Annotated in this window: 21 protein-coding genes; 10 read left to right on the top strand and 11 right to left on the bottom strand. The window is 69.2% G+C overall.

All coding sequences use genetic code 11. From position 1 onward, the window contains the following. Nucleotides 1-522: 522 nt before the first annotated feature. Together dnaN and H5411_RS29140 are read right to left on the bottom strand one after the other, a co-directional pair. Nucleotides 523-1,596, bottom strand: coding sequence for a DNA polymerase III subunit beta (gene dnaN, locus H5411_RS29145; protein ID WP_183125678.1), 1,074 nt, complete (start codon nucleotides 1,594-1,596; stop codon nucleotides 523-525). 110 nt (nucleotides 1,597-1,706) lie between these two features. Further along, nucleotides 1,707-2,966, bottom strand: a complete 1,260-nt coding sequence (locus H5411_RS29140) for an MFS transporter (protein ID WP_183125677.1) — start codon at nucleotides 2,964-2,966, stop codon at nucleotides 1,707-1,709. Nucleotides 2,967-3,058: 92 nt separating this feature from the next. Here H5411_RS29140 and H5411_RS29135 point away from each other — a divergent pair, with 92 nt between their 5' ends. Then, nucleotides 3,059-4,219 (top strand): glycosyltransferase, encoded by a 1,161-nt coding sequence (locus tag H5411_RS29135; protein ID WP_183125676.1) that lies wholly within the window; start codon nucleotides 3,059-3,061, stop codon nucleotides 4,217-4,219. Between the two features lie 419 nt (nucleotides 4,220-4,638). On the opposite strand, the gene H5411_RS29130 is transcribed toward H5411_RS29135, so the two are convergent. Together H5411_RS29130 and H5411_RS29125 are read right to left on the bottom strand one after the other, a co-directional pair. Further along, nucleotides 4,639-5,313 (bottom strand): Crp/Fnr family transcriptional regulator, encoded by a 675-nt coding sequence (locus H5411_RS29130; protein WP_009084463.1) that lies wholly within the window; start codon nucleotides 5,311-5,313, stop codon nucleotides 4,639-4,641. 160 nt (nucleotides 5,314-5,473) lie between these two features. After that, a complete protein-coding gene (locus H5411_RS29125; protein ID WP_037369289.1) occupies nucleotides 5,474-5,725 on the bottom strand; it encodes a hypothetical protein in 252 nt (83 codons plus the stop codon). A 237-nt stretch (nucleotides 5,726-5,962) separates the two neighbouring features. On the opposite strand from H5411_RS29125, the gene nth reads away from it, so the two are divergent. From nth to H5411_RS29105, 4 genes are read left to right on the top strand one after another with little or no spacing between them, the layout of a single operon-like run. Then, nucleotides 5,963-6,646, top strand: coding sequence for an endonuclease III (nth, locus tag H5411_RS29120; RefSeq protein ID WP_101437094.1), 684 nt, complete (start codon nucleotides 5,963-5,965; stop codon nucleotides 6,644-6,646). Next, on the top strand, nucleotides 6,643-7,245 hold the full coding sequence (locus H5411_RS29115; protein WP_183125674.1) for a TlpA family protein disulfide reductase: 603 nt from the start codon (nucleotides 6,643-6,645) through the stop codon (nucleotides 7,243-7,245). Before nth ends, H5411_RS29115 begins: the two co-directional genes overlap by 4 nt. Beyond that, nucleotides 7,242-7,955, top strand: a complete 714-nt coding sequence (locus tag H5411_RS29110; protein ID WP_183125673.1) for an NUDIX hydrolase — start codon at nucleotides 7,242-7,244, stop codon at nucleotides 7,953-7,955. Before H5411_RS29115 ends, H5411_RS29110 begins: the two co-directional genes overlap by 4 nt. A gap of 7 nt (nucleotides 7,956-7,962) precedes the next feature. After that, complete coding sequence (locus tag H5411_RS29105; RefSeq protein ID WP_183125672.1) at nucleotides 7,963-9,147, top strand: MarP family serine protease; 1,185 nt, start codon at nucleotides 7,963-7,965, stop codon at nucleotides 9,145-9,147. Nucleotides 9,148-9,372: 225 nt separating this feature from the next. Here H5411_RS29105 and H5411_RS29100 read toward each other — a convergent pair whose 3' ends face one another. From H5411_RS29100 to nhaA, 3 genes are read right to left on the bottom strand one after another with little or no spacing between them, the layout of a single operon-like run. Continuing rightward, nucleotides 9,373-10,290: an alpha/beta fold hydrolase gene (locus tag H5411_RS29100; protein ID WP_183125682.1), complete on the bottom strand. Its 918-nt coding sequence runs from the start codon at nucleotides 10,288-10,290 to the stop codon at nucleotides 9,373-9,375. Nucleotides 10,291-10,309: 19 nt separating this feature from the next. Beyond that, nucleotides 10,310-10,807: a phage holin family protein gene (locus H5411_RS29095; protein WP_101437098.1), complete on the bottom strand. Its 498-nt coding sequence runs from the start codon at nucleotides 10,805-10,807 to the stop codon at nucleotides 10,310-10,312. Nucleotides 10,808-10,866: 59 nt separating this feature from the next. Beyond that, on the bottom strand, nucleotides 10,867-12,051 hold the full coding sequence (nhaA, locus tag H5411_RS29090) for a Na+/H+ antiporter NhaA (RefSeq protein WP_183125671.1): 1,185 nt from the start codon (nucleotides 12,049-12,051) through the stop codon (nucleotides 10,867-10,869). Nucleotides 12,052-12,337: 286 nt separating this feature from the next. Between nhaA and H5411_RS29085 the strand changes: the two genes are divergently transcribed. After that, nucleotides 12,338-13,795 (top strand): peptide MFS transporter, encoded by a 1,458-nt coding sequence (locus H5411_RS29085; protein WP_312878643.1) that lies wholly within the window; start codon nucleotides 12,338-12,340, stop codon nucleotides 13,793-13,795. On the opposite strand, the gene H5411_RS29080 is transcribed toward H5411_RS29085, so the two are convergent. Further along, nucleotides 13,792-14,514, bottom strand: a complete 723-nt coding sequence (locus H5411_RS29080) for a VIT1/CCC1 transporter family protein (protein ID WP_183125669.1) — start codon at nucleotides 14,512-14,514, stop codon at nucleotides 13,792-13,794. The two genes, H5411_RS29085 and H5411_RS29080, sit on opposite strands and share 4 nt — an antisense overlap. A gap of 120 nt (nucleotides 14,515-14,634) precedes the next feature. Here H5411_RS29080 and H5411_RS29075 point away from each other — a divergent pair, with 120 nt between their 5' ends. Continuing rightward, the gene (locus tag H5411_RS29075) at nucleotides 14,635-14,973 is read left to right on the top strand and encodes a cupin domain-containing protein (protein ID WP_183125668.1); all 339 of its coding nucleotides are present in this window, start codon (nucleotides 14,635-14,637) and stop codon (nucleotides 14,971-14,973) included. 61 nt (nucleotides 14,974-15,034) lie between these two features. Here H5411_RS29075 and H5411_RS29070 read toward each other — a convergent pair whose 3' ends face one another. From H5411_RS29070 to H5411_RS29060, 3 genes are all read right to left on the bottom strand, one after another. Continuing rightward, nucleotides 15,035-15,574: a DUF6319 family protein gene (locus tag H5411_RS29070; RefSeq protein ID WP_183125667.1), complete on the bottom strand. Its 540-nt coding sequence runs from the start codon at nucleotides 15,572-15,574 to the stop codon at nucleotides 15,035-15,037. Nucleotides 15,575-15,711: 137 nt separating this feature from the next. Further along, a complete protein-coding gene (gene acs, locus H5411_RS29065; protein WP_101437104.1) occupies nucleotides 15,712-17,715 on the bottom strand; it encodes an acetate--CoA ligase in 2,004 nt (667 codons plus the stop codon). A gap of 118 nt (nucleotides 17,716-17,833) precedes the next feature. After that, entirely contained in the window at nucleotides 17,834-18,412 is a 579-nt protein-coding gene (locus tag H5411_RS29060; protein ID WP_101437105.1) for a GNAT family N-acetyltransferase, read from the bottom strand. Nucleotides 18,413-18,525: 113 nt separating this feature from the next. Between H5411_RS29060 and H5411_RS29055 the strand changes: the two genes are divergently transcribed. The 3 genes from H5411_RS29055 to H5411_RS29045 all read left to right on the top strand — a co-directional run bounded on the left by H5411_RS29055 (nucleotide 18,526) and on the right by H5411_RS29045 (nucleotide 20,667). Continuing rightward, nucleotides 18,526-19,023 (top strand): phosphoribosyltransferase, encoded by a 498-nt coding sequence (locus H5411_RS29055; RefSeq protein WP_183125666.1) that lies wholly within the window; start codon nucleotides 18,526-18,528, stop codon nucleotides 19,021-19,023. A gap of 82 nt (nucleotides 19,024-19,105) precedes the next feature. Further along, entirely contained in the window at nucleotides 19,106-19,828 is a 723-nt protein-coding gene (locus H5411_RS29050) for a Fic family protein (protein ID WP_183125665.1), read from the top strand. Nucleotides 19,829-19,917: 89 nt separating this feature from the next. Next, the gene (locus H5411_RS29045; protein ID WP_101437108.1) at nucleotides 19,918-20,667 is read left to right on the top strand and encodes a 3-hydroxybutyrate dehydrogenase; all 750 of its coding nucleotides are present in this window, start codon (nucleotides 19,918-19,920) and stop codon (nucleotides 20,665-20,667) included. The last annotated feature ends 24 nt before the right edge of the window (nucleotides 20,668-20,691 follow it).

The raw sequence follows: 20,691 nt of genomic DNA, 5'->3' as shown, positions 1-20,691 counted from the left end.
GCAACCCGCGCAGGCTTGCTGCGGGCACACCCGCAGGCTTGTCGCGGGCACGCCCGCAGGGTTTGGGGCGTACCGCACAGGCTGCGGGCACACCCACAAGCTTGCCGCGGGCAACCCCATGCAGGCTTGCCGCGGGCACGCCCACAGGCTTTGGGGCGCACCGCACAGGCCGCGGGCGCACCGCACAGGCCCGGAGGACTCCGCACAGGCCCGGAGGACTCCGCAGGCGGGAGGGCGGCGGCCAACCCGTCGCAGCGCACTCGTGCCGTCTTCCCGGCTACAGCAGCCAGAACCGCCGCGAACCTGGCAACGGCACCCTTCCTGCCGTGTCGACTCCGGCGCAGCCCGTTCAGCACGACTCCGCAAGGCCGGGTACCTCGCCCAACGTCGCCCAGGCCAGCTCAGGTCGACTCAGGTCGGCTCAGGTCCTGTACCGGCACCGCTCGGCCCACTCGGCGACGACTCCGGATCGCCCTCCGCCCAGCGCGAAGTAGCCGTCCACTGTGGACCAGCCTCCGCCGGTCACCGAGGCAGCATCGGCATCAAGTAGTACTTCAATCCCACCTCCCGTCCGTCCTCGTCCGCCGGTGTCAGGACGCACGCCCGCAGCCCCGGCTGGATCGCCAGGCGCACCCGTTCTCCGGAGAACGGAGCGAGGGCGTCCAGCAGGTACCGGGCCTGGAAGGACGGCGATGTCCGGCCGCCGCAAACGTTTGCCTTCAGGAGTTCCTCTGCCTCGCCGGTGTCCTGCCGTGCACTGGCTAGGCGGAGGTGTGCGTCGCCGACTTCCAGGGTCAGGACGCGGCGGTCCTCGGAGTAGACGCCGACTCGGCGGATGGCTGCGGCCAGTTCGTCGGCTCCCACTTCGACTTCCGTGTCGACAGCGTCGGACGGGATGGAGTCCGCGGACAGGAAGCCCGCGTCCAGGACCGCCGTGGTGACGGTGCCGCCAGGCCAGCTCAGAGCAAAGTGGCTGTGGTCGGCGTGCAGCCCCATCGCACCGGTGCTGTGGCGGGCGGCTTCGGTCAGCAACGTGGCTGGGACGAGGACGTCGATGGGCCGCCGGACTTCCCGCAGCGGCAGGCGGGCTACGGCCATCCGGTAGCGGTCCGACGCTGTCAGGCACAGCTCGCCGCCAATCGACTGCACGCGCACGCCGGTGAATACCGGGAGCGGATCGTCCTTCGCGGCCGTGCCAGCGACGGTGCGCAAGGCCGCGCCGAGGGCTGCTCCGTCTACTTTGGACAGCAGGGGCGGCGGAGCCGGATCGTGGAGCAGGTCGCGGTCCAGCAAGGGCAGGGCGAAGCGGGCGTGGTCCGTTCGGATCGCGAGCCGGGAGCCTTCGACGGCCAGCCGGACCTGGTCCACATCCAGCATGCGCACCGTTTCGGCGAATGGCGCGGCCGGCACCACGACTTCGCCGTCGAGATGCGTGGTCGCTGGGCACGAGAACCGGATGGCCAGGTCGCGGTCGTTGCCGGACACGACGAGACCGTCGGCGTTCGCCCGCAATCGCAGGCGGGCTTGCCTCGACAGGAGTCGGGCCGCGGCGGTGACGACCGCTGCCAGCGGCCGTACGAAGGAGGTGAGATCCATGCCACGCAACGTAACGGCGACCACCGACAAAAACGGAGGCCAAAGCCGCTGAGCTGCGGAAACCTCTTGACGAACTTGGCCGCTAGGACACAGACAGCAACTGGAACACGCTATCCGGCAGCGCCGACAAGTGCGTTGTCAGCAGGCACCGGCGAAGCGGCCCGCACGGTTCCCCGCAGCAGCCACACCACCACCGCCAGCGCGACGCCAGCCACGCCAGCGGCAAGGAAAGCCGCGGCAGCGCCGGAATGCTCGACCAGGTACCCGCTCACCGACTGGCCAGCCGCCAGGCCCAGCGTGACCGCCGTGAGGACCCAGCCGAACGCCTCGGCCGCCGTGCCGCGCGGAGCGACGACCTCGATGGCCGCGGAGTGGGTCGTCGACTGAGGAGTGATCATCGCGCCGGCCAGCAGCATCAGCAGCGCCAACGCCCACAGGCTCGACGGAAGGGCAAGCAGGGCGACGAGAGCGCCGAAACCGCCCAGCAGGACCGGCAGGCGCAGGCCGAGCCGTCGCGGCCACGGGTGCAAGCTGTAAGCCAGGCCGAACGCCACCGAACTCAACGACCACGCGGACAGCAGCAGACCGCTGAGCGAAGGGTGCCCGGATTCCGTCGCCGCGGCGGGCACGGCGACCTCCACGAACCCGATCACCATGCCGAAACCGAGCGCTGCCACCGCGAGCGTCCGCATCCCGGGGCTGGCCAGCGCGCCGAGCAGCGGCGCCTTGGCCTTCGGGGCCGGACCCCACGCGCGCACGGTCGGGTTCAGCGCGAACAGCACCGCGCCGGTGACCATCGTGATCGAGCCGGCGATCATGCCGGTGCCCGCCCACGGCGCGGTGATCAGCAGGCCCGCGATGCCGGGGCCGAGAATGAAGAAGACCTCCATGCTGATCGCCTCATAGGAGAACGCGGCGTTGCGCGCCGGTCCTTCCGGCAGGATTTTCGTCCACAGCGCCCGCGACGCCGAGCCGACCATCGGCTCCGAGAGTCCGGTCGCGGCGGCCAGCGGGATCAGCGCGAACGTCGGCAGATGCGCCTCGATCGCCACCGCGAGCGACGCCATCGACAGCGCGAACACCGCGGCCACGACGAGCAGCGGACGGCTCGGTCCGAACCGGTCGATCAGCCTTCCCTGCACGACCGCGCCCACCGAGACCCCGGCGAGCGAACTCGCCGAGACCAGCCCGGCCGCGGCGAACGAGCCGGTTTCGCGCTGCACGTACAGCAGCGCGGAAATGCCGATCATCGCGATCGGGAGCCGGGCGAGGATCGACGCGATCACCGGGCCGCGCGAGCCAGGGGCGGTCAGCGCGGCGCGGTAGTCGGCGAGCGTGGTGCGGCCTTCGGAATGGGCAGACTGGGACACGCGTACTAGTATGGCGAAATTGGTACGGAGGTACCAGTTATTTTCCGGTCATCTTGGTCACGCTCGATCGGGTCAGTGCGTACGCTCGCGCGATGCGGCTGATGTTCTCCTCCGGAGCCGGGTACAGCCATCTCGCGCCGATGCTGCCGCTCGCCCAGGCAGCACGCGCCGCGGGGGACGACGTCGCGTTCGTCACCGGGCCGGAAGCCCTGCGGTATGTGGAAAACACCGGTCTGCGAGCGGTGTCGGTGGGACAGCCGAGCGATCCCGCCGCCGCGGCCTCGAGGTGGCAGCGGGCCCGCGAGGAGATGGCCGGGATGACTGCGGACGAGCGGCTCTCTCACCTGGTCGCGGAGTACATGGTCGGCCTCGGCGCGGCTTCGCGGCTCGACGACATGGTCGGCTTCGTCCGCGAGTGGCAACCGGATCTCGTCGTCTCCAACCTCGCCGAACGCGCGGCCGTGATGGCTGCGTGCCTGGTCGGCGTGCCGTACGCGATGCACGCGATCGGCCCGCCGAAGTCCGCCGCGACGATGGAACGGGCCTGGGAGGTCGCTAACGGCCTGGTCCGCCAGCGCGGCCTCGACGAGTTGCCGCCGCGCGACACAGTGCCGTACCTGGACTTCTGGCCGGAGGGACTAAGCCCGGCGGACGTCGTCGTCTGGGAGTACCCGACGCGCTGGCCGCTCCAGCCCGCTGGCGTAGTGCCGACGCCTGGCCCGCGTCCGGCGGTGCTCGACGGGCTGCCCTATGACCGAACCGTCTACGTCACCCTCGGCACGACCCACAACGCGCGGCCCGGCGTGCTGGAAGGAATGGTGGCCGCGCTGCGCGACGAACCGGTGAACGTCGTAGCGACGATCGGTCAGGACGGTGACGTCGACCGGTTCGGCGAGCAGCCGGACCACATGCGGATCGAGCAGTTCGTGCCGCAGACGCACCTGCTGCCCGCCGTCGACGCGGTGGTCTGTCATGGCGGTTCGGCGACCGTCCTCGGCGCGCTCGCGCACGGCGTGCCGGTGGTGGTTTTGCCGTTGGCGACTGATCATTTCGAAGTCGCCGCGCAGGTCCAGGCGGCGGAAGCCGGAATCGCGGTCGGCTCCGGCGACGGAATCCTCGACGCGGTCCGGGCGGTGCTCGCGGACCGGGCTTACCGGGACTCCGCCGAGGCCTTCGCCGCCCGCATCGCCGAGCAGCCCGCCCCGGCGGCGGTAGTTGGCCGGTTGCACGACCTCGTGGTCTCGATTCGGTAACACCAGCTGGATTCTTCGTGAACTCGTGCAACGAAGACGCGGTCCTAGCGTCCTTGAGGGTGAATGGCCTTGAATTCGTGGGTAGTGGCCATGATGGTGGGAAGACAGCCGTTCAGGCTGGACAGCACTGCAGCACCCAGCTCCCTCCGGCATATGGGTCGGGGCCTGGTCCGGAGGGCGGGGAGCGCGGGTCGTCGGGGGATGATCCGTGCGCAGGCGAGGAGCCGGTGCGCCACGTCGGGGGTGGCGCCCGGCTCCTTGTCATTTTCCTGGCCGGCGGGCCGCAACCGGTGACGACACGGGGCGGCGAGGGGAATGCCGCTCTTGTGGGGGACGGTCCGGTCCGCACGCACGAAGGCCACCCCCAGTAGGAGGTGGCCTTCGAAAAACCCGCGCGGATTAACCCACTCGGGGGAAGATCAGCGGGCGCGGCGAGCGAGCCGCTCCGGGTCGAGGATCAGCACGCTCTTGCCCTCGAGCCGCAGCCAGCCGCGGTGGGCGAAGTCGGCCAGTGCCTTGTTGACGGTCTCGCGGGACGCGCCGACGTACTGGGCGATCTCTTCCTGCGTCAGGTCGTGCGTGACCCGCAGCAGGCCCGCCTCCTGGCTGCCGAAGCGCTGCGCCAGCTGCAGCAGCGCACGGGCCACGCGGCCGGGGACGTCGGTGAAGATCAGTTCCGCGACCATGTTGTTGGTGCGGCGCAGGCGGCGCGCGACGACGCGGAGCAGCTGCTCGGCGATCTCCGGGCGGGTGGCGATCCACTGCCGCAGCGCCGGGCGGTCCATGGTGACCGCGCGGACCTCGGTGACCGTCGTGGCGCCGGACGTGCGCGGGCCGGGGTCGAAGATGGACAGTTCGCCGAACATGTCGGACGGACCGGCGATCCAGAGCAGGTTCTCGCGGCCGTCCGGGGACTTGCGGCCGATCTTCACCTTGCCGGACTGGATGATGTACAGCCGGTCGCCCGGCTCGCCCTCGTTGAAGATGACATGGCCGCGGGGGAACTCCACGGATTCCAAGGTCTGGGCCAGCGCCTCCGCCGCTGCCGGCTCCACACCCTGGAAAATGCCCGCACGGGCCAGGGTTTCGTCCACCTCGGGTGCCTCCTCGTCGAGAAACGATCACTGCCTTCGCAGGTCGAAGGGCAGTGTCGCCGATCACTTTCGCGTCAGTCTAGGGCGTGTCGGGCGGATCGCTCGTCGGCTCGCCGCGCCCGGCGCGGCTGCCTGGAACGATCACGTCCGACTGAGCAGCCTAACTCCGCACCTTGCGCGCGCGTAGCCTGGCTGCCCGTCCGCCGAGCCTGCGGAGCCGGAACAGCTCGAGCGCGCGGCCGATCCCGTGCCCGTACAGCGCCCTGACCTCGTTGGGCTGGGCCTGCTCCAGGAACTCCTCGACCTCGTTCTCCTGCACCGCTACGTGCTTGAGCCGGCTCTCGACCCGCTCCATGAACAACGCGAAGAACATGATCACCAGCGGGACCAAGATCACGAACCACACGGTCATGCCACGGCTCCGCTGTTGTCGGTGACGCACTCGGTCATGGATCTCCAGATCCTCGCTCAGGGCGGACGCGCGGCCCGCAGAGGTGGTGCTCTGGCGGCTCGGCCGTCCACCGGCGGATGCTCCCGACCGGCTCGTCCGACTCGCCCGTAGGCTATCGGGGTGCCCCCTGTTGTCCCGAACGGGCCCCGCGCGGACCGCGAAGAAAGCCGGCTCGCCCTCGTGAGACGCGCCCGGCGGATGAAACGTTGCCTCGACGAGATCTACCCGGACGCGAAGGCCGAGCTGGACTTCACGAATCCGCTGGAACTGCTGGTCGCGGTGGTGTTGTCGGCGCAGACCACGGACGTGCGGGTGAACCTCGTCACGCCCGCGTTGTTCGCGAAGTACCGCACCGCCGCCGATTACGCCGGGGCCGACCGCGCCGAACTCGAGGAGTACCTGCGCACGACCGGATTTTTCCGGGCCAAGGCGAACGCGCTGATGGGTCTTGGCGCGGCGCTCGTGGAGCGTTACGGCGGCGAGGTGCCGAAGAAACTGGATGACCTCGTCACGCTGCCCGGCGTCGGCCGCAAGACGGCGAATGTCGTGCTCGGCAACGCTTTCGACGTGCCGGGAATCACAGTGGACACTCACTTCGGCCGCCTCGTGCGGCGCTGGGGTTGGACCGCGGAAGAGGACCCGGTCAAGGTCGAGCACGCGGTCGGCGAGCTGATCCCGCGGAAAGAGTGGACGTCGCTGTCCCACCGCGTGATTTTCCACGGCCGCCGCGTGTGCCACGCACGGAAACCGGCCTGCGGCGCGTGTCCGCTGCGCAAGGACTGCCCGTCGTTCGGCACCGGGCCCACGGAGTTCGAAGTGGCCGCGAAGCTGGTCAAGGGGCCGGAGAAGGACCACATCCTCGAGCTGGCGGCGCGAGGGTGACTGCCGTCACCAAATGGGCGCTCGGGGCCGCGGTGCTGGCGGTGGCCGCGTTGGTCGCGGTCCTGACGCTGCGCGGCGGCGACGCGACCTCCGCGCCGCCCGCGTCCGGCGACCTCGCCGCCGCGCGCGCGTCGGCGAAGCTCCAGGCTTGCCCGCCCCCGGCGGCGAAGGAGGTCGGCCAGCTGTCCGGGATCGAGGCGGACTGTCTCGGCGACGGGTCCCGGGTGGACGTCGGCAAGGTCCTCGGCGGCGGTCCGGTGCTGGTCAACGTCTGGGCGTCGTGGTGCCAGCCATGCCGCACCGAATTGCCGGTGCTGCAGCGGTACGCCGCCGAGCCGGGCGCGGTGCGCGTGGTGGGCGTGCAGGTCGCGAGCCCGGCCGCGGACGGGCTGGGCTTGTTCGAGCGGCTCGGCGTGCACCTGCCGTCGCTGTACGACGGCGACGGCCAGACCGGTCCCATCCGCACCGCGCTCAAGGCGCCCTCGTCGTTGCCCGCGTCGTACCTGGTCACCGCGGACGGCCAGGTCCGGTTCATCGCGAACCCGCGGTTGTTCGACAACACTGACCAGGTGCGCGCTGCTGTGAAGGACTACTCATGACCACGGGACCGCTCGTCGAACCCGAAGCCGTGCCGGAATGGCTGCGGCCGCTGGTGAAGGTGTCCGGTGAGGTCGACAGTCGCACGTTCACCCGGTTCAGCCCGCCGGACGACCTGCTCACCCGCGCCGCCGCGGTGCTCATCCTGTTCGGCGAACGGCCGGACCGCGGCCCGGACGTCCTGCTGCAGCGGCGGGCGGACACGCTCGGCTCGCACGCCGGGCAGGTTTCGTTCCCCGGCGGCGGCGCGGAGGACGGCGACGACGGTCCGGTCGGCACGGCGCTGCGCGAGGCCGAGGAGGAGACCGGCGTCGACCCGTCGGGGATCCTGCCGGTCGCGGTGCTGCCGGAGCTGTTCGTGCCGGTGTCGCGGTTCGCGGTCACGCCGGTGCTGGCGCATTGGCACACTCCGTCGCCGGTGCGCGCGGTCGATCCGGCCGAGACGGCGGCGGTCGCGCGGGTTTCGCTGGCCGACCTCGCCGACCCGGCCAACCGGTTCACCGTGCGCCGCGGCGACGCGTCGTGGCGGGGACCGGCCTTCCCCGTCGACGGCCTGTTCGTATGGGGTTTCACCGCCGGTCTGCTGTCCGTGCTGCTTTCGCTCGGCGGCTGGGAACGGGAGTGGGACACCGGCGATGTGCGCGAGCTTGACGTAGCGTGGGCCGAACATCAGGGCCGGATGGCGGCCCGGGACGGCACTATCGAGGAGTGACGGCGCGGTGAACTGGGTCGATGTCGTCGTCCTGCTGCTCGCGGTCATGGCAGCGGTTTCCGGCGCGTTCCAGGGTGTGATCGTTGCGTTGCCCGCGCTCGTGGGCGTCGCGCTGGGCGCGGTGGCAGGGGTGAAGCTGGCTCCGTTCGTGATCAGCTTCTTCCAAAGTCCGGTCGCGAAGGTCGCTTTCGCGTTTGCGGTGGTCGTGTTCCTGATCGTGCTCGGCGAGACGCTCGGCGTGTGGATCGGGCGGAAGCTGCGGCAGAAGATCAAACCGGACAAGCTTTCCGGCATCGACAAAACGCTCGGCGCGATCGTGCAGGCGGCCGCGGTGTTCGTGGTCGCGTGGCTGGTCGCGAATCCGCTGACGACGGTGTCGGCGATTCCGGGGCTGGCGAAGTCGATCAATTCCTCGGTGGTGCTCGGCGAGGTCAACGACCTGATGCCTGCTGAGGCGCAGGGGCTTCCCAGCGATTTGCGGAAACTGCTTGACGCGTCCGGGTTTCCTTCGGCGTTGTCGCCGTTTGAGAAGGCACCTTCGGCGGATACGCCGCCGCCGGATACTTCGCTCAATGTGTCCGCGGTGGCCAAGCGGGTGCATCCCAGCGTGGTGAAGATTCGGGGGAACGCGCCTTCTTGTTCTCGGTCGCTCGAGGGCAGCGGTTTCGTGATCGCGCCGCAGCGGGTGATGACGAACGCGCACGTGGTCGCGGGGACTGACGAGGTCGGCATCGAGTCGACTTCGGGGGATTACCGGGCTCGGGTGGTGTATTTCAACCCGGAGGTCGATATCGCCGTGCTGGCGGTTCCTGGATTGCGGGCGCCGGTGTTGCCGTTTGCTCCGCAGGCTGCGAAGGCCGGGGACAACGCGGTGGTGCTGGGGTATCCGTTGGATGGGCCGTATACGGCTACTCCGGCGCGGGTTCGGACGCGGATCAATTTGCGCGGGCCGGATATTTACGACGCCAATACTGTGCAGCGGGACGTGTTCACCGTTCGGGGGACGGTGCGGAGCGGGAACTCTGGCGGGCCGATGATCACGCCTGACGGGGATGTCATCGGGGTGGTGTTCGGGGCTGCGGTGGAGGATCCGGATACCGGGTTCACGTTGACGGCGGATCAGGTGCGGGCTGAGGTTGACGCTGCTCCGTCGCAGACTGATCGGGTCGGGACTGGGGCTTGTGCCAGTTGACGGCTCGTCTGGCGGTTTGTCGGACGGCTCGTCGCCTGGCGGCGACATTGCGCCTTGTCCTCGTTGGGGGGCACCCCGAAGCCCGAGTGTGCTGACGGTCTGGGGGTGCTTGTCAAGGCGGGAAAGATGCCTTGACAAGCACCCCCAGACCGCAGGGAGGCTTCGTATCGGGGTGCGGGGGTGGTGTGGGTGCACCGACTGTTGGGTGCGTCGGTGCGGTGCGGGTTAGCGAACGAAGTCCACAACGGACTTTGTTACTCGGTCTGGGTCTTCCAGGTGGGGGAAGTGGCCGATGCCGGGCCAGATGCGGGGTTCGCGGTGCGGGTCTGCCCAGTGCACTGACGCCAGTGCGGTTTCCGGGAGGATGCAGGTGTCGTCCGCGCCGTGCAGTTGGAGTACCGGGGCGGTGACGCGGCCGTTGACGGCGTCGGTGAAGCGCCTGCCTTCGCCGCGGAATTGTGCGCGGAAGGCCCAGCGGTAGTACTCCAGTGCGGAGTGTGCGACGCCGGGGACCAGCATCGCTTGGCGGAACGGCGGCATCGTCTCGGTGAAGTCCGAAGAGGACCGCCAGGACTCGCCGGACCATTTGGAGAACAGTTCTTCCACTGCCGCCGCGTTGTCGCGGACCAGCCATTTCTCCGGGGCCATCGGCACCTGGAAGCGGAAAAGGTGACCGACGGCGCGGATCTGGCTGCTCGCGCGCTTCACGGCGGACTTGAACGCGAGCGGGTGTGCGGCGCCGATCGCGGTCACCGATGACACGAGGCGGGGGTGCAGCGCGGCGACAGTCCAGGCGAGCATGCCGCCCCACGCGTGTCCGACCAGATGTGCCCGGCGGGCGCCCAGTGCCTTGATCAGGCCGCCGACGTCGCCCGCCAGCGTCCACGCGTCGTAGCCGCGCGGGGGTTTGTCCGAGTCGCCGTAGCCGCGCAGATCTACCGCCACCGCGCGGAAACCGGCGTCGGCCAGTGCGGGCAGCTGGTGCCGCCAGGTCCACCAGAACCCGGCGAACCCGTGCAGGAGCAGCACTAACGGTCCCTCGCCGCATTCGGCGACGTGCAGGCGGATGCCGTTGGCCGAGACGTCGCGATGCGTCCACGGCCCGTCGACCCGCACGCTCGACGGGTCCGGCGTCAGCTCCACCACCGCGCGAGGGCTGGCGTCAGCCCTGCTTCGAGGGCAGGTCGTCGTCTTCGGCGGGCTTGCGCTTGAACGCCTCAGCCGTCTCCTTGACGCTGCTGATGGTGCGTTCCGGCGCGCGCAGCTTCTTCACCTTGCGCCAGCCGAGGAACGCGGTCGCGCCCACGGTGATCAGCATCAGGCCGAACACCGTCGCGAACGCGGGCCAGCGGATGCCCCACCAGTCCGACAGACCCTCGGCGATCAGCAGGAACAGGAAGAAGGTGCTGTACAGAAAGACGGTGAGGGCGATCAGGAAGAAGACCGTCCCCTTGAGCGCCTTCTTCGCTTCCTGCGCCAGCTCGGCTTTCGCCAGCTCGATTTCGGCGCGGACCAGCGTCGACAGGTGCTGGGTGGCGTCGCCGACGAGCTTGCCGATGGACTGCTCGCTCGCCGCGGCTTCCTCGTCGCTGGACAGGGGCAGGTACGGCACGGCCCCCACGCCGTCGGGGCTGGTGCGCTCGTGTTTGGGGCTGCTCACCGGGTCATCGTGCCACGTGGCCGTTCCCCGGGCGCGACGGACCGGCGGGAGTGTCGGGATCAAGCCGCCTTCGCGTGTACCCGGCTGCGCCGCAAGAGCAGCACGGCCGCCGTCAGCGAGGCGATCGCCGACGCGATCAAGACCGCCGCCTTGGCCACTTCAGCCGCCTCGCCGGGCAGCGCGAGTTCGGCGATCAGCAGGCTGACGGTGAACCCGACGCCGCCGAGCACGGACAGCGCCGCCACGTCTCGCCAGCTCATTCCGCTGGGCTTTTCCGCCACGCGCAGCTTCACCGCCAGCAGGCTCGCGCCGAAGATGCCGACGAACTTCCCGGCGACCAGTCCGATGAGGACAGCCAGCGGCAGCGCGGTGGTGAAAACCGTCGACAGCGCGTCGCCGTTCACCGAAATCCCCGCGGCGAACAAGGCGAACACCGGCACCGCCACCGCCGCTGACCACGGCTGAAGGCGGTGTTCGAGCCGGACGGCGGGCGATTCTTCTTCGCCCTCGTCCTCGCGGACGCGAGTAAGCAGCCCGAGCGCGACGCCGGCGATCGTCGCGTGGATGCCCGCCGAGTGCACCGCGACCCAGGTGATCAGCGCGAGCGGCACGTACAGCCAGGGCGTGCGGACGCGTTTGTGCTGCAGGAAGGCGTAAAGCCCGAGCGCGACCGCCGCGACCGCCGCCGCGATCAGGTTGAAAATGCTGGTGAAGAGGATCGCGATGACGAGAATCGCGCCCAGGTCGTCCACCACGGCAAGGGAAAGCAGGAACACCCGCGCGCTGCTGGGCAGGTTCGAGGCGGTCAGCGCGAGCACGCCGAGGGCGAACGCGATGTCCGTGGCCACCGGGATCGCCCACGCGCTGTCGACCTCCGGAGTTCCCCAGGCGATCGAGAGCGCGAGCACCGCGGGCACGACCATGCCGCCGATCGCGGCGATCACCGGCAGCACCGCCTGCCGCCACCGGGACAGCTCGCCGACCACCAGTTCGCGTTTGAGTTCGAGCCCGGCGACGAAGAAGAACAGCGCGAGCAGGCCGTCCTTCGCCCAGTCGCCAAGGGTGAGGTTGAGGTGCAGGAACTCCGGGCCGAGCCGGAAATCGCGGAGCGCCTCGTAAGCCGGCGCGAGCGGCGAGTTGGCCCAGACCAGGGCGACCGCGGTGGCGGCGAGCAGGATCAGTCCGCCGGTGGTTTCGGTGCGGAGGAAGCGGGCGAATTCGGCGACGGCGCGGGCTGGGGACACGAACGACTCCTTCTGGGGACGGCGACTTTGCCGCCGACCAGACTTCCCGGCACACCGATATCCAGTTTACCGTCCGCAGTCGCCGATTACCGGCCGTTGTGACGAACGGCAATCCGCGCCTGCCCGCTGACGCTCGCATCACCGGTGGCTGCGCGCAACCGCAGGTCAGACCGTCGCGACGGCAAGTTGTCTAGTCCATACCGACGCCGGTTTTTCGTTCACTTGTTCGCCTTCTAGCATGCGAGGAGAAAACGACAACGAGGTTGAATACAGGGACGAGGCAGTAGTGAGCACCTCGATCGACGCCCAGGCCGACACCAGATTCTTCGGGCACCCGAGGGGGTTGGCGAACCTCTTCGGCGTGGAGATGTGGGAGCGCTTCTCCTTCTACGGGATGCAGGGCATCCTCGCCATCTACCTCTACTACCAGGCCAGCAAGGGCGGCCTCGGGATCGACCAGAGCGCCGCGCTCGGCATCGTCGGCGCGTACGGCGGCACGGTCTACCTCGCCACGGTCATCGGCGCGTGGATCGCCGACCGGCTGCTCGGCTCTGAACGCACGCTGTTCTACAGCGCCGTCGTGGTGATGATCGGGCACATCGCGCTGGCGGTCCTGCCCGGCCTGACCGGCGTCGGGGTCGGCCTCGCGTGCGTCGCGCTCGGGTCCGGCGGCCTCAAGGGCAACGCGACCTCGGTGGTCGGCACGCTGTACGCCGAGGGCGACGAGCGACGCGACGCCGGGTTCACGATCTTCTACATGGGCGTCAACCTCGGCGGGTTCATCGGCCCGCTGCTGACCGGCCTCGCCCAGCAGAACCTCGGGTTCCACTTCGGCTTCGGCCTCGCCGCGATCGGCATGGCGCTCGGGCTGATTCAGTACACGATCGGGCGGAAGAATCTGGGCGCGAAGGCGTCCGAGGTGCCGAACCCGCTGCCGTCCTCGCAGCGCCCGCTCGTGATCGGCGTCGCCGTGGTGATCATCGCCGCGGTCGTCGCGCTGATCATGTCCGGCGTGGTCACCCCGGACAACCTCGCCGACGTCGTGGTCTACGTGGTCGTCGCGATCTCGGTGGTGTACTTCCTCGCGATCTTGACCAGCAAGAAGATCACCTCCGACGAGCGCAGCCGGGTGCTGTCGTTCATCCCGATGTACATCGCGAGCGCGGCGTTCTTCTCGCTGTACCAGCAGCAGTCGACGGTCGTCTCGGTCTACAGCGACCAGCGGCTCGACCGCGACCTGTTCGGCTGGACGATGCCGGTGTCCTGGGTCAACTCGATCAACCCGGTGTTCATCATCGTGCTCGCCCCGATCATCGCGGCGATCTGGACGAAACTCGGCCCGAAGCAGCCGTCGACGCCGATGAAGTTCGTGCTCGGCACGGTGCTCATGGGCTTGGCGTTCCTGCTGTTCCTGCCGATGGCGCACACCGGCCAGAACGGCAGCCCGCTGCTCGCGCTGGCCGGCATCCTGCTCGTGTTCACGATCGCCGAGCTGATGCTGTCGCCGGTCGGGCTTTCACTTTCGACGAAGCTCGCGCCGGAGGCGTTCCGGACGCAGATGGTGGCGCTGAACTTCCTGTCGGTGTCACTGGGCACCGCGTTGTCGGGCAAGCTCGCGCAGTCCTACGACCCGCACGACGAGGTGCCGTACTTCAGCATCATCGGCGGCGTCGCGGTCGCGATCGGGTTGCTGCTGTTCGCGCTGATCCCGGTGATCCGGCGTTTGATGCGCGGGGTGCACTAGCCGACGGTGGTGCCGAAAAGCACCCCGACGAAGTAAGTGACGAGCATGGTGAGGGCGCCGACGCCGACGTTGCGCGCGATCGCGCGCCCCACCTGCGCGTTCCCGAGCCGCGCGCTCACGAAACCGGTGAGCGTGAGGCCGACGATCACCGCGAGCGCGCACGCCCAGACCCGGACGCTGACCGACGTCCAGGCGATCGCCAGCAGCGGCAGCAGCGCGCCGACGGAGAACGCCACCAGCGACGCCCACGCCGCCTGCCACGGGCTGGTCAGGTTGTCCGGGTCGATGCCGAGCTCGGCTTCCGCGTGCGCCTGCAGCGGATCCTTTTCGGTCAGCTCCCGCGCGACCTGCTTCGCCAGCTCCGGCGAGAGGCCCTTGTCCTCGTAGATCTCCGCGAGTTCGCGTTCCTCGGCCTCCGGCATCGTTTTCAGTTCGTGCTTCTCGAGCCGCAGCAGCGCGCGTTCGGTGTCGCGCTGGGTGCTCACGCTCACGTATTCCCCGCCCGCCATGGAAAACGCGCCCGCGACGAGCCCGGCGATTCCGGCGGTGAGGATCGCGGTGCTGTCCGTGGTGGCTCCGGCGACGCCCACGACTATGCCCGCGACGGACACGATCCCGTCGTTCGCACCGAGAACCCCGGCGCGCAGCCAGTTCAGCTTGCCGCCGACGTCCCGGTGCGGTTCGTGCGCGTGCACCGCGTCGCCCATCGTTTCGGTCACGTCTTCAGTGAATCACGGAAATTGTTTCCGCGCGACATTTTCCCGGTCACACGAATTCGGTTAAGAAAGGCAATCCTCAATGAATTGTGCCTTGCCTGACCCGGCGAATAGGCTGGCGGGATGGAGCAGGAGTGGCGGACGTTGTCGGTGGTGGAGGGCCAGCCGTTGCGCGGCGGCACCGGGCTGATCCGGGAACGGGCGCGCGCGGAACACGGCCTGGCGTACGAAATCCGTTATCCGGCGGGCGTCGCGTCGGCCGAGCACAGCCACGACCACGACAGCATCGTGCACGTGCTGGAAGGGCGGCTGCGCGGCACGGTCGACGGCGTCTGGTCCGAGCTCGGACCGGGTGACGTGGTGGTGCATCCGCGCGGCGTGCGGCACCACGTCGAAGCGATCGCCGACAGCCGGTGGATCGAGTTCAAAGCCCCGCTGCCCGGACGGCCGCCGGTGGGCTGAAACGACGAAAGCCCGGGGCCGGCGCCACTGTGGACGCCGGACCCGGGCGAACGGGGCTAGCTCAGTTGTCGAGTTCGGCCAGCGCCGCCTTCGCGGCTTCCAGCTCGGCCTCCAGCTGCGCGACCTTCGCGGCCTGCGCCTCGCGGGCGGCGTTGATGACCTCGTCGATCGGGCCGGACAGGTCCTGGTGCAGTTCCTTCGCCGCACGCGACACCGCCGCGGCCGGGACTGCCAGGCCCTTCGCCACCCACTTGGCACCGTTCTTCAGCTCGGCCTGCCATTCGCCGTCCGCCGTGCCGGTGACGGTCAGCGTCAGCTCCACGGTGCGGGTCTTCTTCGCCGTCGACGCCGCGGCCTTCGCGCGGCCGCGCTTCGGCTTCGGCGATTCCGCGGCCGGGGCCTCCGAAGAATCCGAAGACTCCGAAGACTCCGACGCTGGCTTGGCGGCGTCTGCCGGGGCGGAGTCCGAAGCCTTTTCCTCGGCAGCAGCAGTGGGCTCGGCGACTTCCGGGGCCTCCGGGGTGCCGGCGGCCTGCGGCGATGACGCCGCCGCCGGTCCGGCCGCAGTGTCCTCGTCGTGCGTCAAGGCTTCCACGGACATTCGTGTCGTCTCCTTGCCCGGATCTGGGTTGGGTACGCGGGCATCGTAGAACATGCGTTCGATGTCCGCACTTTCAGGGGAGCAATGCAGGAAGGGACCCTCCCAGCCGGGAGAGCCCCTTCCTGACGGTGAAGAACTTACTCCTCCTTGCCGGACTTCAGCCCGGAGGAGATGAGGTCCATGACCGACGAGTCGGCGAGCGTGGTGACGTCGCCGATCTGGCGGTTCTCCGCGACGTCGCGCAGCAGCCGGCGCATGATCTTGCCGGAGCGGGTCTTCGGCAGCTCGGCCACGACCATGATCTGGCGCGGCTTCGCGATCGGCCCGATCTCCTTCGCGACGTGGTTGCGCAGCTCCTGCACTGCAGCTTCACCAGCACTGCCGCCGCCTGCTTTGATTGATTCTGCCGCGTTGCCGCGCAGGATCACGAACGCGACGATGCCCTGTCCGGTGGTCGGGTCGGTCGCGCCGACGACGGCGGCCTCGGCGACTGTCGGGTGCGACACGAGCGCGGACTCGACCTCGGTGGTGGAGATCCGGTGCCCGGACACGTTCATCACGTCGTCCACGCGGCCGAGCAGCCAGATGTCGCCGTCCTCGTCGTACTTCGCGCCGTCGCCCGCGAAGTAGTAGCCCTGCTCGGAGAAACGGGACCAGTAGGTCTCGCGGAAGCGCTCGTCGTCGCCCCACACGCCGCGCAGCATCGACGGCCACGGCTTGTCGAGCACCAGGTATCCGCCGCCGCCGTGCGGGACCTCGGTGCCGGTGTCGTCGACGACCTTCGCCGAGATGCCCGGCAGCGCGCGCTGTGCGGAACCCGGTTTGGCGGCGGTGACGCCGGGCAGCGGCGAGATCATGATCGCGCCGGTTTCGGTCTGCCACCACGTGTCGACGACCGGCGTCTTGCTCGCGCCGATCGTGTCGCGGTACCAGATCCAGGCCTCGGGGTTGATCGGCTCGCCCACGCTTCCGAGAACCCGCAGCGAGGACAGGTCGTACTTCGCCGGGATGTCGTCGCCCCACTTCATGAAGGTGCGGATCAGCGTCGGCGCGGTGTAGTAGATCGAGACTTTGTACTTCTGGATGATTTCCCAGTGCCGGCCCTCGTGCGGGGTGTTCGGCGTGCCCTCGTAGACGACCTGGGTCACGCGGTTCGCCAGCGGGCCGTAGACGATGTAGGAGTGTCCGGTGATCCAGCCGATGTCGGCGGTGCACCAATAGACGTCTTCGCCCGGCTTGTGGTCGAACACGACGTTGTGGGTGTACGCGGTCTGGGTCAGGTACCCGCCCGAAGTGTGCAGAATGCCCTTCGGCTTGCCCGTGGTGCCCGAGGTGTACAGGATGAACAGCGGGTGCTCGGAATCGAACGCTTCCGGCTTGTGCTCAGTGGACTGTCCGTCGACCAGTTCGTGCCACCACAGGTCGCGGCCCTCGGTCCACGGCGTCTCGCCCTCGAGGTCGCTGCCGGTGCGCCGGACGACGATGACCTTCTGCACGGTTTCCGCGCCCTGCAAGGCTTCGTCGACGTTCGCCTTCATCGGCGCCGCCTTGCCGCGGCGGTACTGGCCGTCCGACGTGATCACGATCTTCGCCGACGCGTCGTCCACCCGCGCGCGCAGCGCCGTCGGCGAGAAGCCGCCGAACACCACGCTGTGCAGGGCGCCGATCCGCGCGCACGCCAGCATCGCGAAAATCGCTTCGGGCACCATCTGCAGCTGGATCGCGACGACGTCCCCGGCCACGACGCCGAGCGACGACAGCGCGTTCGCGGCCTTCGAGACCTCGTCCTTCAGTTGCGCGTAGGTGATGTCGCGCGTGTCGCCCGGCTCGCCGACCCAGTGGATCGCGACCTGGTCCCCGTGGCCCGACTCGACGTGCCGGTCCACGCAGTTGTACGCGACGTTCAGTTTCCCGCCCACGAACCACTTCGCGAACGGAGCATTGGTCCAGTCCAATACCTGGGACCACTTCGTGTCCCACGACAGCCGCTCCGCCTGGCCTGCCCAGAACTGCTCCCGGTCAGCGTCCGCCGTCGCATACAAATCGGCCTTCGCGTTCGCCTGACCAGCGAACTCGTCGCTGGGAGGAAACGTGCGGCTCTCCGTGAGCAGGTTGTCCAACGCTGGGGACTGCTCGGTCATGGTGCAAAGCCTCCTGTAGTGCGAACCCGCGGCTCAGGGAACGCTAGCGACGTTAGTCCGCCTACGACAAGGTTGCAGCCACGTTGCGCGTACGGCTCGAAGCGATCCGCGGCGAGGCTCAGCCGAGGCGGGCGAGCAGCCGGGCACGGGCGCCCGGCCACTCGGCGTCCGTCATCGAGTAGAGCACCGTGTCGCGGGTCGTGCCGTCCGGACGGATCCGGTGCGCCCGCAGCACCCCTTCGCGCAGCGCGCCAAGCCGTTCGATGGCGCGTTGCGAGCGGAGGTTGCGGTTGTCGGTTTCCCACGCGACGCGCTGGGCTCCCCAGTCCTCGAAGGCATTGCGCAGCAGGAGGAATTTGGCCTCGGTGTTGAGCGCGGTGCGCTGGAATTCGGCCCCGATCCAGGTGTGCCCGATCGAGAGGATCCGGTGTTTCGCTACTACCTGGTAATAAGAAGTGGTTCCGGCGACGCGGCCGGACGCGAGGTCGATCTGCGCCCACGGGCGGCGGTCCGGGTCGGCGAGCGCGTTCTTCACCATCGTCTCGGCTTCGCCGAGGTCGGCGGGCTGCCGGACGCTCAGCCAGGCCCAGATGCCCGGGTCGGCTCCCGCCTCGAGCAGTCCGGGGGCGTGGTCGAGGGACAGCGGTTCGAGCCGGACGTGGCGGCCGGACAGAATGGGGTGCTCGCTCCAGGTCACGGACTCACGCTACGGCCGCATGTGGCTGTCCCGAAGTGCCATTTCCTGGTCCTTTCGGCAGTCCACTTTCCGGCCGCTTATGCTCGGCGGACCACCCGAGAAAGAGAGCGCGCATGGCCGAGGAGCGAGAAAACCTCACCTGGGAGTTGTTCGGTTCGGCGAGCCGGGAGCTGGCGCGGGAGGTGGCCGCGGACGGGTTCATGCCCGACCTCATCCTTTCCATCGCGCGCGGCGGGCTGTTCGTCGCCGGCGCGCTCGGGTACGCGCTCGACGTGAAGAACCTGCACGTGATGAACGTCGAGTTCTACACCGGCGTCGACCAGCGGCTGGACCTTCCGGTCATGCTGCCGCCGGTGCCCAACGTGGTTGATCTCACACACAAGAAGGTGCTGGTCGCCGACGACGTCGCGGACACCGGGGCGACGCTCAAGCTGGTCCGCGACTTCTGTGCCGACCACGTCGCGGACGTGCGTTGTGCGGTGGTTTACGAGAAGCCCGCTTCGACGGTCAAGTGCGAGTACGTGTGGAAGCGGACCGACCGGTGGATCAACTTCCCGTGGTCGGTTCTGCCGCCCGTCGTGGAGCGTGCTGGGCAGGTGCTTGAAGCATGAGCGCTGCTCGCGAGCGAATCATCGATATTCATGCCGTCGCCTCCCGGTCGACCGGCGTGCAACTCCTTGTGGAGGCGACGGCATGAGCGATCCGCTGAAGCCGTTGCTGGAGCTGGACGGCGTCGCCGCGGCTGCCAAGGCCGCGCAGGATGCCGTTTTCGCCGTGCACCGGCTGCCCGCGAATCTGCGTGGCGGGGCGGAGACCGCGGCTGAGGCTTCGGTCCGCGCGGCACGGGCTTCGGCGGGGATCGACGGGGCTAATCCCGAGTTGCCGGAAGACGGCTCGGTGACGGATCCGCTGCTCGCCGGCGCGCTGCGGGTCGCGGAGAAGCTGGAGTCGTTGCTGCCGACGTGGCGGCGGGCTCCGTTGCAGGCGTTGGCCCGGCTGCATTTGCTGGCCGCGTCGGACGTCGTGTCCGATCCGGATCAGCTCGGCCGTCCGCGGCGCGGCGGGGAGCGGCTGGAGTTGCTGGCCCAGCTCGTCACCGGTGCGACTTCGGTGCCGGGGCCGGTGCTGACCGCGGTGGTGCACGGCGAACTGCTGGCGCTCGCCCCGTTTGGTTCCGCGGACGGGGTGGTCGCCCGGGCGGCGGCCCGGCTGTCGATGATCGCGACCGGGCTTGATCCGAAGGCCTTGACGGTGCCGGAGGTTGCCTACTTCCGCCGGGTTCCGCGGTATGTCGAGCTGGCGCAGGGGTTTGCCGGCGGGACGGCAGACGGCGTGCGCGAGTGGCTGCTCTTCTGCTGCGAGGCCTTCGAAACCGGGGCGAGCGAGGCGCGGAGCATCTCGTCGGCCGCTGGCTGACAGATGTGGCCTGACCACATCACCGGACGGCATTCTGTAGTGGATTGAGCCATGGTCGCCCTGGTCGGAGCGACTTACTGTTTCCGGCCATGACCAGTGACAGTTCCCTCGCCGGGCGCACCGCGCTGGTGACCGGCGGCGGCAGCGGCATCGGGCTGGCCTGCGTGCGGGCGTTCGGCGCGGCTGGGGCCAAGGTGCACGTGGCGGACGTCGCCGGGGCGGAGGCGGCGGCTGCGGAGGTCGGCGGGCAGGCGCACGTCGTGGACCTGACCGACCCGGCGGCGCTGGAGACACTGCCCGCGGACGTCGACGTGCTCGTCAACAACGCGGGCGTGCAGCACGTCGCGCCGCTGCCGGAATTCCCGCCGGAGCGATTCGCCTTCATCCAGTCGTTGATGGTGACCGCGCCGTTCCTGTTGATCCGCCGGTGCCTGCCCGCGATGTACGCGCGCGGCTGGGGACGGATCGTGAACATGTCGAGCGTGCACGGCGTGCGGGCGAGTCCGTACAAAGCTGCTTACGTCACGGCGAAACACGCGCTCGAGGGACTGTCCAAAGTGGCCGCTCTCGAAGGCGCCGAGCACGGGGTCACGAGCAATTGCGTGAATCCCGGCTACGTCCGTACGCCGCTCGTCACCGGTCAGCTCGAAGCGCAGGCGGCCGAACACGGTGTGCCGCCGGAAGAAGTTCTGGAACAGGTTTTGCTGCGCCGGGCCGCGATCAAGCGGCTGATCGAACCCGAGGACGTCGCCGATCTCGTGGTGTGGCTGTGCGGCGAGTCCGCCGGGCACGTCACCGGTGCGTCGCTTCCCGTTGACGGCGGCTGGACCGCTGGCTGAAATCCCCTTTCCCCACAACGGAGT

Origin of the sequence: Amycolatopsis echigonensis, assembly GCF_014174495.1 — a bacterium.
Taxonomy (GTDB): domain Bacteria; phylum Actinomycetota; class Actinomycetes; order Mycobacteriales; family Pseudonocardiaceae; genus Amycolatopsis; species Amycolatopsis echigonensis.
Note: the sequence above shows the minus strand (reverse complement) of the source record. Positions and strands in the feature narration are given on the sequence as shown.

What these genes read in the sequence shown, in the direction of transcription:
- dnaN (WP_183125678.1), bottom strand. Translation starts at nt 1,596, where the DNA reads ATGGATCTCACCTCCTTCGTACGGCCGCTGGCAGCGGTCGTCACCGCC.
- H5411_RS29135 (WP_183125676.1), top strand. Translation starts at nt 3,059, where the DNA reads ATGCGGCTGATGTTCTCCTCCGGAGCCGGGTACAGCCATCTCGCGCCG.
- H5411_RS29125 (WP_037369289.1), bottom strand. Translation starts at nt 5,725, where the DNA reads ATGACCGTGTGGTTCGTGATCTTGGTCCCGCTGGTGATCATGTTCTTC.
- nth (WP_101437094.1), top strand. Translation starts at nt 5,963, where the DNA reads ATGAAACGTTGCCTCGACGAGATCTACCCGGACGCGAAGGCCGAGCTG.
- H5411_RS29110 (WP_183125673.1), top strand. Translation starts at nt 7,242, where the DNA reads ATGACCACGGGACCGCTCGTCGAACCCGAAGCCGTGCCGGAATGGCTG.
- H5411_RS29075 (WP_183125668.1), top strand. Translation starts at nt 14,635, where the DNA reads ATGGAGCAGGAGTGGCGGACGTTGTCGGTGGTGGAGGGCCAGCCGTTG.
- H5411_RS29070 (WP_183125667.1), bottom strand. Translation starts at nt 15,574, where the DNA reads ATGTCCGTGGAAGCCTTGACGCACGACGAGGACACTGCGGCCGGACCG.
- acs (WP_101437104.1), bottom strand. Translation starts at nt 17,715, where the DNA reads ATGACCGAGCAGTCCCCAGCGTTGGACAACCTGCTCACGGAGAGCCGC.
- H5411_RS29055 (WP_183125666.1), top strand. Translation starts at nt 18,526, where the DNA reads ATGGCCGAGGAGCGAGAAAACCTCACCTGGGAGTTGTTCGGTTCGGCG.
- H5411_RS29050 (WP_183125665.1), top strand. Translation starts at nt 19,106, where the DNA reads ATGAGCGATCCGCTGAAGCCGTTGCTGGAGCTGGACGGCGTCGCCGCG.
- H5411_RS29045 (WP_101437108.1), top strand. Translation starts at nt 19,918, where the DNA reads ATGACCAGTGACAGTTCCCTCGCCGGGCGCACCGCGCTGGTGACCGGC.